We start from the raw sequence: 15,835 nt of genomic DNA, 5'->3' as shown, positions 1-15,835 counted from the left end.
GAAATGTTAGAAAATACCTGCTAAATGTACAGATTTTTCAGTAAATTATGGGTACCGTATAAAAAATGCACCTATAACCCAAACTCCCCAAAAGCATATGAAGTACGAACGGGTTCGAAATTTCATCAACGGCAACTTTAAAGATGTTGCTGCCTCACGGACGTTGCCGGTTACTTCTCCGCTGGACGGAACGTTACTGGCAGAAATGCCCTGTTCTACTGCTGCTGACCTGGAAGAGGCAGTGCGGGCCGCTAAAGCTGCATTCCCTGCCTGGAGCAGAACACCGGTGAAGGAAAGGGTGCAGGTATTCTTTCGCTATAAATATCTGCTGGAAAAACATGTAAAGGGACTCGCTGCACTCATCAGTGAAGAGAATGGTAAAACAATGGGCGAAGCCATAGCAGAGGTAGAGAAGTGTATCGAACTGACTGAATTTGCCACCTCATTACCGCAGCTGATCACAGGAGAAGTACTGGAAGTAAGCGCGGGTGTGGAGTGCCGTACATCACATGCGCCACTGGGTATCGTTGCGTCTATTGTACCCTTTAATTTCCCGGCGATGGTACCCAACTGGACGATTCCCAATGCGATCGCTTTAGGGAACTGTATGATCATGAAGCCGTCTGAAAAGGTGCCGCTCAGTCTGGCTATCATCGCGAGTCTGCTGAAAGAAGCAGGACTACCCCCCGGTGTCCTGAACATTGTCAACGGAGATAGCGAAATTGTCAATGCGATCTGTGATCATCCTGATATAGAAGCGGTATCTTTTGTAGGCTCTACAAAGGTGGCCAGGATCGTTTACCAGCGGGCTACACAGCACCTCAAACGTTGCCTGGCGCTGGGAGGGGCGAAGAACCACCTGCTGGTACTGCCTGATGCCAGACCCGGGATGACTGCCCAGAATGTAGCCGCTTCTATGAGTGGATGTGCCGGTCAGCGGTGTATGGCAGCATCTGCTATGATAGGTGTAGGACAGGTAGACCATATCGTAGACCTGGTGTGTGAAGAAGCCAGGAAGATCGTGCCCGGACAGAACCTGGGCGCTGTCATCAGCAAAGAATCAAAAGAACGGATAGAAAAATATATTACCGAAGCGGAGGCACAGGGCGCCCGGATCCTGGTAGATGGACGCGGCGCTACCGTGGCGGGTAAAGAGAACGGTACCTATGTCGGCCCTACCGTGATCGATTATGTAACTGCTGATATGGCCGTAGCCAGGGAAGAGATCTTCGGCCCTGTTATCAGTATCATGCGCACAGCGACCGTAGATGAAGCATTGCGTATCGAAAATGCCAATCCATATGGAAACGCCGCCTCCGTCTTCACGCAGAATGGTGGCATGGCACGTTATATCGCCGAAAGGGCAAGCGCAGGTATGATCGGTGTGAATGTGGGTGTGCCCGTTCCCCGTGAGCCATTCTCCTTCGGCGGATGGAACGAAAGTAAGTTTGGCGTAGGCGATATTACCGGAAAAAGCTCGATAGCATTCTGGACAAAACTGAAGAAAAGTACGACCAAATGGAACCCCGAAGAAGGCGTTAACTGGATGAGTTAACATTCATGACTGAAAAATTGGCTACTTATGCCGGAAGCTAAGACATTATCTCATGCACAGGAGATCATTCAGGATAACCTGGATTACACGCTGTTCTCCTGGAGCAAACAGAAAGGTATCAGCCCCATTGCCGTGAAATATGCGGCAGGGGTATATCTCTATGACTATGATGACAAACGTTATCTGGACTTTTCATCAGGCCTGATTAACGTCAATATCGGCCACGGTCACCCAAGGGTGACTGCGGCCGTTCTAAAGCAGATGCAGGAAGTCAGCTATGTGACGCCGGGATGCGTGACGGAAGCGCGTGGGAAACTGGGACGTAAGCTGGCGGAGATCTCTCCCGGTAATCTGAAGAAAACATTGTTTACAGTTTGTGGCGCAAGTGCGATTGAAAATGCTATTAAACTCGCCAGGCTCTATACCGGCAAATATAAGATCATTGCCCGCTACAGGGCTTTTCACGGGGCCTCTTATGCTGCTATGACTGCAGGCGGGGATCCCCGTAAGTTTGCCCACGATGCACAGCAGGCTCCCAACTTCGTGCATGTCGAAGACCCTTACTGTTATCGCTGCCCCTTCGGACAGGAAGTAACGTCCTGTCACCGGGAATGCGTCAGTCATATAGAACGGGTCATTCAGTTCGAAGGACCGGATAGTATAGCGGCCATTCTGATGGAAGGAGAGAGTGGTTCTTCCGGTTGCATCAAATACCCACCTGATTACCTCACAAAGGTCAGGGCGCTCTGCGATAAGTACGGAATACTGCTCATTGCTGATGAGGTCATGAGCGGCTTTGGCCGTACGGGTAGCTGGTTTGCCTGTGGGCTGCATGGAGTCGTGCCGGATATGATCGCTACCGCCAAAGGGATCACTGCAGGGTATATCCCCCTGGGTGCCCTTATCGTCAGTGATAAAATAGCGGCTTATTTCGACGAGAAAACACTCTGGCTGGGACTGACCTATTCCGCACACCCCGTAGCCTGCGCAGCGGGGGTAGAAGTGCTGAATATTTACGAAGACGAACATCTCATAGAGAACGCCGCTGCCATGGGCAGGTATATTGACATGGAGGTGGAGGCGATGAAAAGACATCACCCGTGCATCGGCGACTTTCGTAATACCGGTTTGCTGGGGTGTATAGAACTGGTAAAAAACCGGGCTACCAAAGAACCAATGGCGCCCTTCAATGCAAAGCCGGAAGAGATGGCGGTCATGAACAGGGTCGCAGCCCGGCTGAAGCAACTGGGCATGTATGCATTCGTACGCTGGAACTATGTGTTTATAGCACCACCGCTCAGTATCACAAGAGAGCAGGTGGATGAAGGACTGGCCATGATAGGTGATGCTTTGACGATTGCGGATGAATATGTAGTCTGACATCGTCATGCCGCCGCCGGCTGACAAATACCTATAATCCGGAAATACATGAGAGAACACCATGACATCCACCAGGATGTACCCCACACGGATCTATATAGCGAAGACTTAGCGCCGGTACCCGCGTCCGCCAGGACCTGGAATACGTGGAACTATGCCAGTCTGTGGATCAGTATGAGCCTGTGTATACCAACCTATATGCTGGCCAGCTCACTGATTGAAGGTGGGATGAACTGGTGGCAGGCGATACTGACCATCTTTGCCGGCAATACCGTAGTGCTCATTCCGATGATCCTGAACGGGCACGCAGGTGCGAAATATGGTATTCCCTTTCCTGTGTTCGCAAGGGCCAGTTTCGGTACCAAAGGCGCGAACATCCCCGCCATGCTACGGGCGATCGTTGCCTGTGGATGGTTTGGTATCCAGACGTGGATAGGTGGGTATGCTATTTATCAGATGGCGCAGTTATGGATACCTGGTCTTGCCACGTTGCCCGCGGTTTTTCCTGCCTCCTTCGGACTGGCCACCGGTCCTGCGATCTGTTTTCTGCTCTTCTGGCTGCTCAACATGTACATTGTCTACCTGGGGATAGACAGTATCAGAAAACTGCTCGTATTTAAAGCGATCTTCCTGCCGGTAGCCGTACTGGCTTTATTATATTGGGCGATCAATGCGGTAGACGGCGGACTGGGTCCCATCCTGGATCAACCATCCCGCTTCTCTTCCAACGCAGCCTTCTGGGCATTCTTTATTCCCGGACTGACAGGCATGGTAGGATTCTGGGCCACTCTCTCGCTGAACATTCCTGATTTTACCCGCTACGCGGTAAGTCAGCGGGCACAGATAAAAGGACAGGCACTCGGACTGCCTCCTTCCATGACCTTATTCTCCTTCATCGGGGTAGTCGTAACGTCCGCCACGACGATCGTATATGGTACGACTATCTGGGACCCTGTGGTGCTGGCAGGTAAATTTGAGCATAAATTCCTGGTCAGTATTGCTATGATCGCAGTCGCGATCTCTACATTAGCTACTAATATTGCTGCGAATATTATTAGTCCGGCAAATGACTTTGCCAACCTCGCACCCAGAAAGATCAATTTCCGTACAGGTGGATATATTACCGGCATAATCGGTATCCTTATTTTCCCCTGGAAACTAGTGGCTGATCCTACCGGATATATCTTCACCTGGCTGGTCGGTTATTCCAGTCTGCTGGGGCCAGTAGGCGGTATTATGATCGCGGATTATTACCTGATAAGAAAACAGCAGCTGGTAGTGAATGAACTATATTCCCCGCGGGGACGTTATAGTTTCTTTAATGGTTATAACCGTTATGCCCTGATCGCTCTTTTGTTAGGGATCGTGCCTAATATTCCCGGGTTCCTGACCACTATAAAAGTGCTCCCTCCGGATGCCATACCCGCCTGGATCACACAGTTATACAGCTACGCATGGTTTGTAGGATTCTTTGTATCAGGTATCAGCTACTACCTCATTATGCGTTCATATACCAGTATCACTACTACCGGAACAAATAAACAGGAGGTCAATTATGCAACTGCTGATTAAAAACGGAAGGATTATTACAGCCACTGACGACTACTATGGCGATATCATCGTGTCCGCAGGACAAGTGACCGCTATTGGCAGAAAACTGTCGGTGCCCAGTGCGAAAGTGATAGACGCCGAAGGACTCTTAGTCATGCCGGGAGGGATAGACCCGCACGTACACCTGGATATGCCATTTATGGGTACTTTTTCCAGCGATACGCACGAAACCGGTACACGTGCTGCTTTGCATGGTGGTACAACTACGGTGATAGATTTCGTGTTGCAGCAGCAGGGACATTCATTGCGAGAAGCGCTGGATGAATGGAATGAAAGGGCATATGGTACTGCAGTGGGCGATTATAGTTTTCATATGGCTGTGACTGATTTCAACGCAAATACAAAGGCAGAGATCAGGACGATGATAGAGCAGGAAGGCATCACGTCATTTAAGACCTTCATGGCGTATAAAGGCGCCCTGATGATCGACGACCGGCAGATGACCGGATTGATGCAGGAGGTAAAACAGCACGGTGGAATGGTTACTGTGCATGCTACCAATGGCGATGTGATAGACTACCTGGTGGCCAAACACCTGGCGGAAGGAAAGACAACGCCCCTCTATCATTATCTGTCACAACCGGAAGTCACCGAAGCAGAGGCAGCTGCCCGCTTCACCGACCTCGCCAACTATACCGGTTGCCCGGGATACATTGTACACCTGACCTGTGAGGGAGCTCTCAATGCCGTAAGGAACGCGACCCGCAGGAATCAGAAAGTTTTTGTAGAGACCTGTATCCAGTACCTGTTACTGGATGCGTCGAAATACGATAAAGGATTTGAGAGCGCCAAGTGGGTTATGAGCCCGCCATTGCGCGAAGCGAAAGACCAGGAAACACTTTGGGCCGGCATCAATCAGAACCTTGTCAACATAGTAGCAACAGATCATTGTCCGTTTATGTGGCAGCAGAAGCTGATGGGAGAACATGATTTTTCAAAGATCCCTAATGGTCATCCTGCTATTGAGAACAGGATGGAACTGCTGTTCAGTGAAGGCGTGAATAAGAACCGGATCAGCCTCAATAAATTCGTGGAAGTGGCCTGTACAAATCCCGCAAAGATCTTTGGTATGTTCCCGCGTAAGGGGACGATTGCCATTGGGAGTGATGCGGATATCATTCTCTTTGATCCGAATGAAAAGCATACTATTGCTGCCGCCACACATCACATGAACGTAGACTACTCTGCGTATGAAGGATGGGAGGTAACAGGGAAGGTAAAGACCGTATTGCTTCGTGGAGAGATCGCTATTGATAAAGGAGAATGCCTGGTACCCAGGGGATACGGGCAGTTTATCAAACGAAATAAAGTCAATGGAAAGATCTGATAGTTACTACTGATCATTTATTACCCTAAAACAGCACCCCATGTCGCGTATCATCACATCCGGCCTTATTCAAATGAGTTTGCCCATCACAGAAGGAGAGGGAACGATCGAAGAGATCAAGGAGGCTATGATCCGGAAGCATATTCCCCTCATAGAAGAAGCAGGCGAGAAAGGGGTACAGATCCTTTGTTTGCAGGAGATCTTCAGTACACCCTATTTTTGTCCGGGTCAGGACAGCAAATGGTACGCATCCGCAGAGACCGTACCCGGGCCTACAACAGAAAGGATGGCGGCTTACGCGAAGAAATATAGCATGGTGATCATCGTGCCTGTATACGAAAAAGAACAGGCGGGTGTATTGTATAACACCGCTGCTGTGATCGATGCAGATGGTACCTACCTGGGCAAATACCGGAAGAACCATATACCCCACACATCCGGTTTCTGGGAGAAATTCTTCTTTAAGCCCGGCAATCTGGGCTATCCTGTTTTTGAGACACGCTATGCGAAAGTAGGTGTCTATATCTGTTACGACAGGCACTTCCCGGATGGCGCCAGGATACTGGGGCTGAATGGTGCAGAGATCGTGTATAATCCTTCCGCTACAGTAGCAGGACTATCACAGTATCTATGGAAGTTGGAGCAACCGGCGCATGCCGCTGCCAATGGATATTTTATGGGATGTATTAACAGAGTAGGGGAGGAAAAGCCCTGGAACCTCGGCAGGTTCTACGGATCTTCCTACTTCGTTGATCCCCGCGGACAGGTATTTGCCAGTGCTTCGGAAGATAAAGATGAATTGCTCATCGCCACTTTCGATCTGGGCATGATAGATGAAGTCAGAAGTGTGTGGCAGTTTTTCAGAGACAGGCGTCCGGAGACATATGGTAAGCTGACAGAGTTATAAGTTTCATTTAAATCACAGATATGGCAGTACGAAATAACAGGTTGACTGCTGAAGAATATGCACAGCATTTCAGTGATATACATCCCCCATTTGAGACGCGGGATGCAGCGATGGTAGATGCCAACCGTTGTCTGTTCTGCTATGACGCACCCTGTACCAAAAGCTGTCCTACCGGTATCAACGTTCCCAAATTTATCAAACAGATCACTACGGATAATATTAAAGGCGCCGCCTTTACCATCTTTTCTTCCAATATCATGGGAGGTGGATGCGCAAAGGTATGTCCCGTGGAAAAATTGTGTGAAGGTGCCTGTGTGTATAATCTGATGGAAGAGGAAGCGATCCCTATTGCCCGTTTACAGCGGTATGCCACAGAGCGCGCGATAGCGCAGAAGTGGCAGCTGTTTGAAAGGAAACCAGGTATTGGGAAGAAAGTGGCGATAGTAGGAGCTGGTCCCGCCGGACTGAGTTGCGCGCATGCGCTGTCCAGGGAAGGAGTGGATGTGACGATCTTTGAAAAGGAAGAAAAAGGCGGCGGACTGATGACCTACGGGATTGCGGCGTACAAAGTGACACCGGAGTTCTGTTGTGATGAGGTGGATTTCATTACGTCATTGGGAGGGATCGATATTCAGTATGGGAAGGTATTGGGCCAGGATGTAACGTTAACTGAACTGCAGCAGGCATATGATGCCGTGTACCTGGCTTTTGGCGTAGGGATGGCAAGGCAGCTCTATATTCCGGGAGAACAGCTGGAAGGCGTGGTAGATGCGATCAACTTTATTTACGATATCCGTAACAGTGGTTATCCGGCGGTACCTGTTGGCGACCAGGTAGCAGTGATCGGCATGGGGATGACAGCTATCGATGCTGCTACACAGGCTAAACGACTGGGTGCAAAAGAAGTGACGCTGGTATATAGAAGGACGCAGCAGGAGATGCCCTGTACGGAAGCGGAGATGAATATTGCCCTGCTGGATGGATGTAAGATCGTCTGGCTGGCGGCGCCTGCGGAGATACGGGGGGAAGAAGGCAGGGTGACGCAACTGGTATGTCATGCAGTGAAACTGGAAGCAGATGCCGGCGGCCGCAGGCAACCAGTGATCACAGATGAAAAGATCGTGCTGCCCGTAGACATGGTGATCAAGGCTACCGGACAAATGCCCTTTGAACAACTGATACATGACTGTCAGTTGCAGCATAACAATGGAAAGATCGCAGTTACGGATAATGGGGTGACGAGCATCAACGGCGTCTTCTCCGGGGGAGATTGTGTCAATGGCGGAAAGGAAGTAGTAGATGCCGTTCAGGCAGGAAAGGATGGCGCGAAGGTAATATTAGCTTATCTGCTGGAAGGGGGAAATGCCCGTAACAGCCTTTAAACTTTTCTTATGGCAGACATTTCGGCAAATTTTCTGGGTATCAGATCGCCCAATCCCTACTGGCTGGCGAGTGCGCCCCCTACGGATAAAAAACTCAATGTCCTGCGTGCCTTTGAAGCAGGTTGGGGAGGGGTGGTATGGAAGACACTGGGCAGCCAGGTAAAGAATGTGTCTTCCCGGTATTCGTCTGTCGATTACAACGGTAGTCGCGTAATGGGGTTTAATAATATTGAACTGATCAGTGATCGTCCGCTGGATATTAACCTGAAAGAGATCGCGGAATGTGTGCGGTTATTTCCTGACCGGGCCATGATCGTTTCATTGATGGCAGATAATAACAGGGAGAGCTGGCATGAACTGATCAGGAAAGTAGAGGATACCGGTGCACATGGACTGGAGCTGAATTTTGGTTGTCCGCACGGCATGACGGAAAGAGGAATGGGAGCGGCCGTGGGGCAGGATCCTGAGATCGCTGGCAGCGTAGTAGCGTGGGTCATGGAAGCAGCAACGATCCCGGTCATTACGAAACTGACACCCAATGTACACTCTGTTGTACCTACCGGACGAGCCGCTGTGCAGGCAGGTACACATGCATTATCACTGATCAATACTATTCAGTCTGTAACAGGGGTAGACCTGGATACATTTATACCTAACCCTAATGTCGGTGGGCAATCCACCTTCGGTGGCTACTGCGGTCCGGCGGTAAAACCTATTGCGCTGAAAATGCTGACTACGATCAGTCAGGACCCTGTTACCTCGCGTGTGCCGGTATCGGGTATTGGTGGCGTCAGCACGTGGAAAGATGCGGCTGAGTTTATGCTGCTCGGGGCCACTACAGTACAGGTATGTACGGCTGCCATGCGTTACGGATTCCGTATTATAGAAGACCTTTGTGATGGACTCAATAACTGGATGGATGAGAAGGGCTTTCGCACCATTGATGATTTTATAGGGCGGTCAGTTCCAACGCTGACGAGCTGGGATGAACTGGATATCAACTATCATATCGTGGCGCATATTAACCAGGAGAAGTGTATTCATTGCGGCCTGTGTTACATCAGCTGTGAAGATGGTTCCCATCAGGCCATCAATCTGGCTTACGGTAATCCGTATAATACCTATACCATCAAGGAGGAGGAATGTGTAGGATGTAATTTGTGTAAACTGGTTTGTCCGGTAGATAACTGTATTACCATGGAGGAACACAGAAAGGGAGATGAGTACCTGAACTGGAAGGAGTTTCAGCGGAGGGGACTGCCGCTGAATGATCATTGAGGAGACTTTTTTATCCTATCTGCTGCTAACAGTGTTTACAGCGTTAATAACAATGTACCGAATGAATTTACAGGGAAAGGTATAGCTGAACTGCTGACGATCCTGTCGGATGAGTGACACCAGACAGGTGAACATTGTTAGCTGATATATCTCTGTTATATTGATCGAAATAAAGTATAGATTATTTCAGCAGTACCGGATGGTGACACGTCCGGTACTGTTTTTTATTTACTGCCCATCCACAAGGGCTTTGATTTGATCACTTTCTTATACACTGCGCAGCTATCGTCATGCGCCCCTGGTAACATCCCGATACTCATCAGGAATTCATTCACGATCTCACCACCGGTAAACTTAAACGTCTTTTTAAACAACTTCACCCATTCTTCTTTTGTTTTAGGATGATGGGCGAGCAGCCATTTTTCAAATGAGCCGTAGTCCTTTTGCAGTTGGAGGATGGTCTTCGCATTTTCAATAGCAGCATTGATCTTAAGACGATTGCGTATGATGCCAGGATCTGCCATCAGTCTTTCTCTGTCTGCTGCTGTATAGGCGGCTACTTTTTTGATATTAAAGTTACTATATGCTTCTCTGAAGCTGGCTTCCTTACGCAGGATGGTTTCCCAGCTAAGACCCGCCTGGTTGATCTCCAGGATCAGACGACAGAACAGTTCATTGTCATCATGGATAGGAAAACCATACTGATGATCATGATACGCTTTATGAATTGCCAGTTTTTCTGCTGACATGAATGTTATAGCGGTGCAATATGACATGTAGATGGCGCATTAAAAATTTTGAACAGGCCGGAAAGTTAGTTATTTATATCAAGTATTTGCTAATTTATTTAGTATTTGTTTGACTCCCGGAAAATTGTGCACCAGCCCTTCTTTTATTTGGATGTAGCAACCCGTGGCATGTTTTATGCTCTTAGCAATGTAAAGAAATATTATGGAAAAACATGCGTTTCAGGGAGATGAAGGACAGGCAGGCGGCCACCATCAGCACTTTACGATCAATGGACTGGCAGAAGAACTGGGTGTAACAGCTGCTGAGCTACAGAAGGCTGTTGAGATAGTAGGAGATGATCCTGTGAGAGTAAGAGAGTTTATCCGCCGTAACCACACAGAGATTGATGATACCAATGAAGTATAGTCATCACAACAGCAGGTAGTGCCCCGGGGGCCACATTTTTACCGCAATATTTAAATTCGTTATAGTTCATGGTTACAGAAAGGTAAACAGTTAGTTAAAAGTTACCTTCATAGCCACACACAACTATCCTGATCACTGGGATGAATGTGTGTGAGTTGTTGCCAGAAGACGTGCCGGTGTTTTGTCAGCCGGCAAAAAAGGCAGCTCCTTCTGTAAATGGAGCAGCCCTTTTTTACTGTGTATTCAAACGCTGTTTGCGACAGCAGATTCCACATTTGTGCTGTTAAGCGGGCGCGTTATTGCAAATGATATTGTAATAGCAGTACCGTGTTCCCCGCTGATCTCGGGCGCTGCATCCATATCTTTGGCTAATCCCCGGATCAGTTTTAATCCCAGTCCGCGGATCTTTTCCCTTAGTTTTTCTGGTTTGATGCCAATCCCATTATCTGCAATACGCAGTTGTGCATGATCGCCGTTTGCAGCAAAAAGAATACTGATGGCATGGCCTGCCCCCGGTTGAGGGAAGGCATATTTAATAGCATTTGTGACAGCTTCATTCACGATGAGGCCAAGTGGGATTGCCTGCGATACGTCGAGTGCCACTGCATCTACCTGCACCTGGAAAGAGACGTCATTCTTTACATTATAGCTTTGCCGGAGGTATTGTATCAATTCTGGCAGATAGGTGTTCATACTGACAGAAGAGACATTCTCATCATGATACAGTTTCTGATGAATGAGTGACATGGCATGTATCCTGTTCTGACTTTCCTGTATAGCCAGGAGGGCATCGTTCTGCAGGTAGGTAGATTGGGATTCCAGCAAACTGACGATTGTCTGCAGGTTATTCTTGACACGGTGATGTACTTCTCTGAGCAGCCATTCTTTTTCTTCTACCAGTTGCTGTAAGATGGTGCTCCGCGCGATCGCATCCAGACTGGCTTTTCTTTTTATGCGGTATTGGTTGTATAATAATCCAACGATGATCAGCAGTAAGGCAATGCCGCCGAGTGTGATCCTGGCAGTCATAGCAGACCGTGATAGCTGTTCTTTTTGCAACTGGCTATCCTGTTTGAGCAGCCGGATATCCTGGTCTTTTTTCTGTGTTTCATATTTTATAGAGAGTTCATCTAATGCCTGTTGCTGATTATGACTGAACGTTGAGTCAGCATAAGCCTGCGCTTCTATAAGGTGAGCGATAGCAGCGGGATAGTTGCCCGTAGCTGAGTCCACCTTAAACAACAGTTTGTGGGCAAAGCCAAGATTTGTTGGTGCGGTTTTACCATGTGGGTGACTGAAAATCAGGTTCGCGTATTTTCTTGCCAGTGCATAATTCCCTTTTTTAAAGTAGAAGTTGCCTAACATTACATATGCCAGCAGTGTTTCTGAATAGCTGAACTGCGGAGGGAAGCGTTTAGCCTGTTCGAGGTACCGCAGGTAGTATTTAAATGCCAGTTCGTCATTGCCCAGTAACTCGTACGTAATCGCCATTTCAGATGACAATATCATCTTGTCCATATCACTGACAGGGGGATGTGTCCTGCTGAAACTATCGATGAACCGTAGTCCGTCAGCAGGTCTTCCCATCGCGGCTAAAGTGGCCAGTTTATTGACAGCAGCTTTATACCACACTATTTGTGTCTCTTTGGATAAAGAGACATTCAATGCGCGGTCATTCCAATACAGGGCCTCTTTATAGTTATCCATATCATTCCTGATAGTGGCGATGCGGAGGTAATACAGTGGTGCAAATGCGGTGTCTCTTGTAGCCGCCATATAGTTGAGTACACGTTCATTATGCTGCAAAGTTGCTACTGCATCAGCTTTGATAAGTGTGATATAGGAGAGTACATAGTAGCAGTATTGATGATGCAGATAGCCGATCTGCTCTTCTATCGCCAATGCCCGAAGTACTTCCTTTTCAGCTATATCAGGGTTGTGCTGTAAATGCTCCAGGGATGATAAAAGTAGGATCCTGTATTCAGGTATAAGTAGCTGATGTTTATGCGATAATGCGAGTGCTTCATTCAGCAGGTGCTCTTTTTGGGGATGGTGGACAGGGAGTGCATCTGCCTGTAATATGAGTGATGAACAAAGTAAGAAGGGATCTTTATGACTCCTGCATAGCTCAGCTGCCTGCGTGTAGTAGGCCTGGCTTTTGTCAATATTCATTTCCTGCACAGCAATTCCTGCCAGCAGCCAGTAGCTTTGTAATTGCCAGAAGGTGTTGGTTATATTGCTTTCCCTGTGTAAGCGGGAGGCATATTTGCCGGCGGCTGTCATGTCATCTTTTGCAGCTCCCGGGCGGTGCAGATAATAGTTGCTTAGCTCTGCCAGCAGCTGCAATTTTTGACTGCCCTGCAAATGATCCAGTAACTGTACAGCCGCGGTTATTTTGCCCGAGTCGATCAGTGCCTGACCAGCATAGTCCCTGCCGGTCTTATACCCTTCATTGTAGGGTGTCAGTCTGCTGAGCTGGTAAACGGCAGCAGCAAATAACATCGCGCTATCTTTGTCTATCTGTCCCTGACTCACGCCATATAGAAAATTGCCGGAAGATAGAACAAGGAAGCGCTGCATGTCACTATTATAGGATGCCGGCACCGGATTGTTCAGCATCTGTGCCCGTAGCGAGGAGCCGGGAAGCAGTAACAGGCAGCATATGAACAGGGGAATTAGTCGCCTCATAGTATTTTGGATCCATTATAGCAGCGCCACTAGATGGGCGGTTTATTAGCCCAGAATAGCCGTTTTTTCCCGGGCCACATTGCCCAGCGGCTGACTGATTTCAAAAGATATTGTAATTGTTGTTCCGTTATCTCCATTGATGTTTAACTCAGCTTCTATGTCTTTTGCCAGTCCGCGGATCAATTTTAATCCCAGTCCGTGGGCCCTGGCCGCCAATACTGCCGGTTTGATGCCAATACCATTATCAGCAACATAGAGTTGCGCCCTGGTATCTTCCGCTAACAGGGCGACACTGATAGACTGACCGGTGGCACCTCGTGGGAACGCGTATTTGATGGCGTTGGTAATAGCTTCATTAACGATCAGGCCTAGCGGGATAGCCTGAGATACGTCCAGCTCTATTTCGTCTACCTGCACGTTAAAGCAGACATTGTTCCTAACGTTATAGCTCTGCCGGAGGTATTGTATCAGCTCAGGCAGATAGTTGCCCATATTAACAGAAGAGACATTTTCATCATGATATAGTTTCTGGTGAATGAGTGACATGGCGTGTATCCTGTTCTGGCTTTCCTGTATAGCGAGGAGGGCGTCATTTTCGAGGTAGGCGGATTGTGATTCGAGCAGGCTTACTATTGTCTGCAGGTTATTTTTTACACGGTGGTGTACTTCCCTGAGCAGCCATTCTTTTTCGTCCAGGAGCTGTTGCAGTACGGTGTTCCTGGCAAGTGCATCCAGGCTGGATTTTCGTTTGATGCGGTACTGGTTATATAATAGTCCTACGATGATGAGCAGTAAAGCGATCCCACCGAGGGTGATCCTACCTATCATGGAAGAGCGTGACAGCTGTGCTTTTTGCAACTGGCTATCCTGTTTAAGTATACGGATGTCCTGGTCTTTTTTCTGGGTTTCATATCTTACCGTCAGTGCATCCATTGCTTTTCTTTGGTTTAAGCTATAGACAGAATCCGTGTATAGCTGATATTGCTGAAGGTTGCTGATAGCTGAAGCATAATTGCCTGTTGCTGAATCCACTTTAAACAATATCGTGTAAGCGCGTGCCAGATCTGCGGGAGACGATTTTACCAGCGGGTGCGCGAGTATGAGTGATGCATATTGTTTTGCAGCTCCAAATGCTTTCTTCTTCAGGTAGAAGTTTGCTACCATACTATAGCCCTGCATTGTTTCTCCATAAGTAAAATGAGGGGGAAAGTGTTGCGCGAGGTCCAGGAACTGCAGGTAGTTTTCCAGCGCCATCTTCTCATTACCTAACTCCTCATACGACGCAGCTGTCTCTGCTGTGAGTAACATTTTATCCAGATCGTCCAGGGGCGGATGAATACGGCTGAAACTGTCTGCATACTGAACAGCTGCAGCAGGTCGATCCATCCACCTGAGCACAGATACTCTGTATATAAAGGCTCTGTACCATACGAGCTGCGTTTCTTTTGTCAGCGGAACGCTGAGTGCCCGATCGCACCAGTATAGTGCTTCGTCATAATTCTTAGTGTTTGATTTCAGATTTGCCTGCCTCATACAATATATGGCGGAGAACGCAGTATCTTTTGTGGCCACCATATCATTCATCACCATCTCAGTGTATTTGAGTGTGCCGATAGCGTCTGCCTTTACAAGGTGTAAGAAGGAAAGTGTATAGTTACCAAACTGGTTGTGCAGGAATCCGATTTCTTTCTGAATTTCCATTAAACGTTGTACTTCTTTTTCGACCAGGGCAGGGTTGCTCTGCAGATGCTCAAGTGAGGATATTGATAACGTTCTATGCTCCAGGATGGGTAAATGGTGTTTTTTGGCAATTGCGGTTACCTCCCGGAAGATATTCTCCTTTTGTGGAGCGCCCGGAGGTAATGCGTCTGCCTGGTATAGCAGGGTGCGGCCAAGTAATGGCTCATTGCCTGTTTTCCGGCACAGTGCCACCGCCTGTACGAAATATCCCTGGCTTTTTTCGAGGTCTCTTGCCTGAGCGCCGGTATTCCCCAGTAACCAGTATGCCTGCACCTGCCAGAAAGGATCGGTGGCGTTTGTACTTTCCTGTAGTAGGAGATTCGCATATTTGCTGGCAGCTGCAAGATCATCTTTATCAGCACCTGCCCGGTGTAGATAATAATTGCCTAGTTCCGCGAGCAGCTGTAGTCTGGGTGTGCCCTTTATACTATTCAGCAGTTGGGTAGCCTGTTCGACCTTACCTGCGTCAATCAGTGCCTGACCAGGATAATCCTTTCCAGTCTTATAGTCTTCATTGTAAGGTGTTAATTTGCTAAGCTGGTATATGTCACAGGAATAGATCATAGCACTGTCTTTATCAATTCGTCCCTGACTTACGCCATAAAGGAAATTGCCTGTCGACTGGACCAGAAATCTTTTCATATCGTCACTGTAAGATGGAGGCACGGGATTGTGCAGTGTTTGCGCGTGTATCGGAAAATGGGCCAATAGCAATAGCCAGCATATTATCGTGCGTCTTATCATGGCGGGATGTTGGTTTGTGGGGAGCAAAATACGAAATGGCCGGAAGTTACGACAAAAAAGCAGATCAT

Annotated in this window: 11 protein-coding genes; 8 read left to right on the top strand and 3 right to left on the bottom strand. The window is 48.2% G+C overall.

All coding sequences use genetic code 11. The annotated features are described in order from the left end of the window. Positions 1-97: 97 nt before the first annotated feature. The 7 genes from GWR21_RS06560 to preA are packed head-to-tail and all read left to right on the top strand — an operon-like array spanning position 98 to position 9,440. Positions 98-1,555: a CoA-acylating methylmalonate-semialdehyde dehydrogenase gene (locus GWR21_RS06560; protein WP_162330950.1), complete on the top strand. Its 1,458-nt coding sequence runs from the start codon at positions 98-100 to the stop codon at positions 1,553-1,555. A gap of 27 nt (positions 1,556-1,582) precedes the next feature. Further along, positions 1,583-2,935, top strand: a complete 1,353-nt coding sequence (locus GWR21_RS06555; protein ID WP_162330949.1) for an aminotransferase class III-fold pyridoxal phosphate-dependent enzyme — start codon at positions 1,583-1,585, stop codon at positions 2,933-2,935. A 48-nt stretch (positions 2,936-2,983) separates the two neighbouring features. Further along, complete coding sequence (locus tag GWR21_RS06550; protein ID WP_162330948.1) at positions 2,984-4,507, top strand: NCS1 family nucleobase:cation symporter-1; 1,524 nt, start codon at positions 2,984-2,986, stop codon at positions 4,505-4,507. Further along, the gene (gene hydA, locus GWR21_RS06545; protein ID WP_162330947.1) at positions 4,491-5,873 is read left to right on the top strand and encodes a dihydropyrimidinase; all 1,383 of its coding nucleotides are present in this window, start codon (positions 4,491-4,493) and stop codon (positions 5,871-5,873) included. The genes GWR21_RS06550 and hydA overlap by 17 nt, the downstream gene beginning before the upstream one ends. 40 nt (positions 5,874-5,913) lie before the next feature. Beyond that, on the top strand, positions 5,914-6,780 hold the full coding sequence (locus GWR21_RS06540; protein WP_202929063.1) for a nitrilase-related carbon-nitrogen hydrolase: 867 nt from the start codon (positions 5,914-5,916) through the stop codon (positions 6,778-6,780). A 20-nt stretch (positions 6,781-6,800) separates the two neighbouring features. Beyond that, a complete protein-coding gene (locus GWR21_RS06535; protein ID WP_162330946.1) occupies positions 6,801-8,162 on the top strand; it encodes an NAD(P)-dependent oxidoreductase in 1,362 nt (453 codons plus the stop codon). 9 nt (positions 8,163-8,171) lie between these two features. Further along, a complete protein-coding gene (preA, locus tag GWR21_RS06530; protein WP_162330945.1) occupies positions 8,172-9,440 on the top strand; it encodes an NAD-dependent dihydropyrimidine dehydrogenase subunit PreA in 1,269 nt (422 codons plus the stop codon). 224 nt (positions 9,441-9,664) lie between these two features. Here the strand turns inward: preA and GWR21_RS06525 are convergent, their stop codons facing one another. Beyond that, positions 9,665-10,189 (bottom strand): DNA-3-methyladenine glycosylase I, encoded by a 525-nt coding sequence (locus GWR21_RS06525; protein ID WP_238430225.1) that lies wholly within the window; start codon positions 10,187-10,189, stop codon positions 9,665-9,667. A gap of 202 nt (positions 10,190-10,391) precedes the next feature. Here GWR21_RS06525 and GWR21_RS06520 point away from each other — a divergent pair, with 202 nt between their 5' ends. Continuing rightward, on the top strand, positions 10,392-10,595 hold the full coding sequence (locus GWR21_RS06520) for a DUF3606 domain-containing protein (protein ID WP_162330943.1): 204 nt from the start codon (positions 10,392-10,394) through the stop codon (positions 10,593-10,595). Between the two features lie 243 nt (positions 10,596-10,838). Here GWR21_RS06520 and GWR21_RS06515 read toward each other — a convergent pair whose 3' ends face one another. Further along, positions 10,839-13,283 carry a sensor histidine kinase gene (locus GWR21_RS06515; protein ID WP_162330942.1) on the bottom strand — a complete coding sequence of 815 codons (2,445 nt, stop codon included), beginning with the start codon at positions 13,281-13,283 and terminating at the stop codon, positions 10,839-10,841. A 45-nt stretch (positions 13,284-13,328) separates the two neighbouring features. Continuing rightward, entirely contained in the window at positions 13,329-15,665 is a 2,337-nt protein-coding gene (locus tag GWR21_RS06510) for a sensor histidine kinase (RefSeq protein WP_162330941.1), read from the bottom strand. Between the last annotated feature and the right edge of the window lie 170 nt (positions 15,666-15,835).

It is taken from the genome of Chitinophaga agri, from assembly GCF_010093065.1.
Classification (GTDB): domain Bacteria; phylum Bacteroidota; class Bacteroidia; order Chitinophagales; family Chitinophagaceae; genus Chitinophaga; species Chitinophaga agri.
The sequence above is the reverse complement of the archived record's forward strand: the minus strand, read 5'-3'. Positions and strand labels throughout refer to the sequence as shown.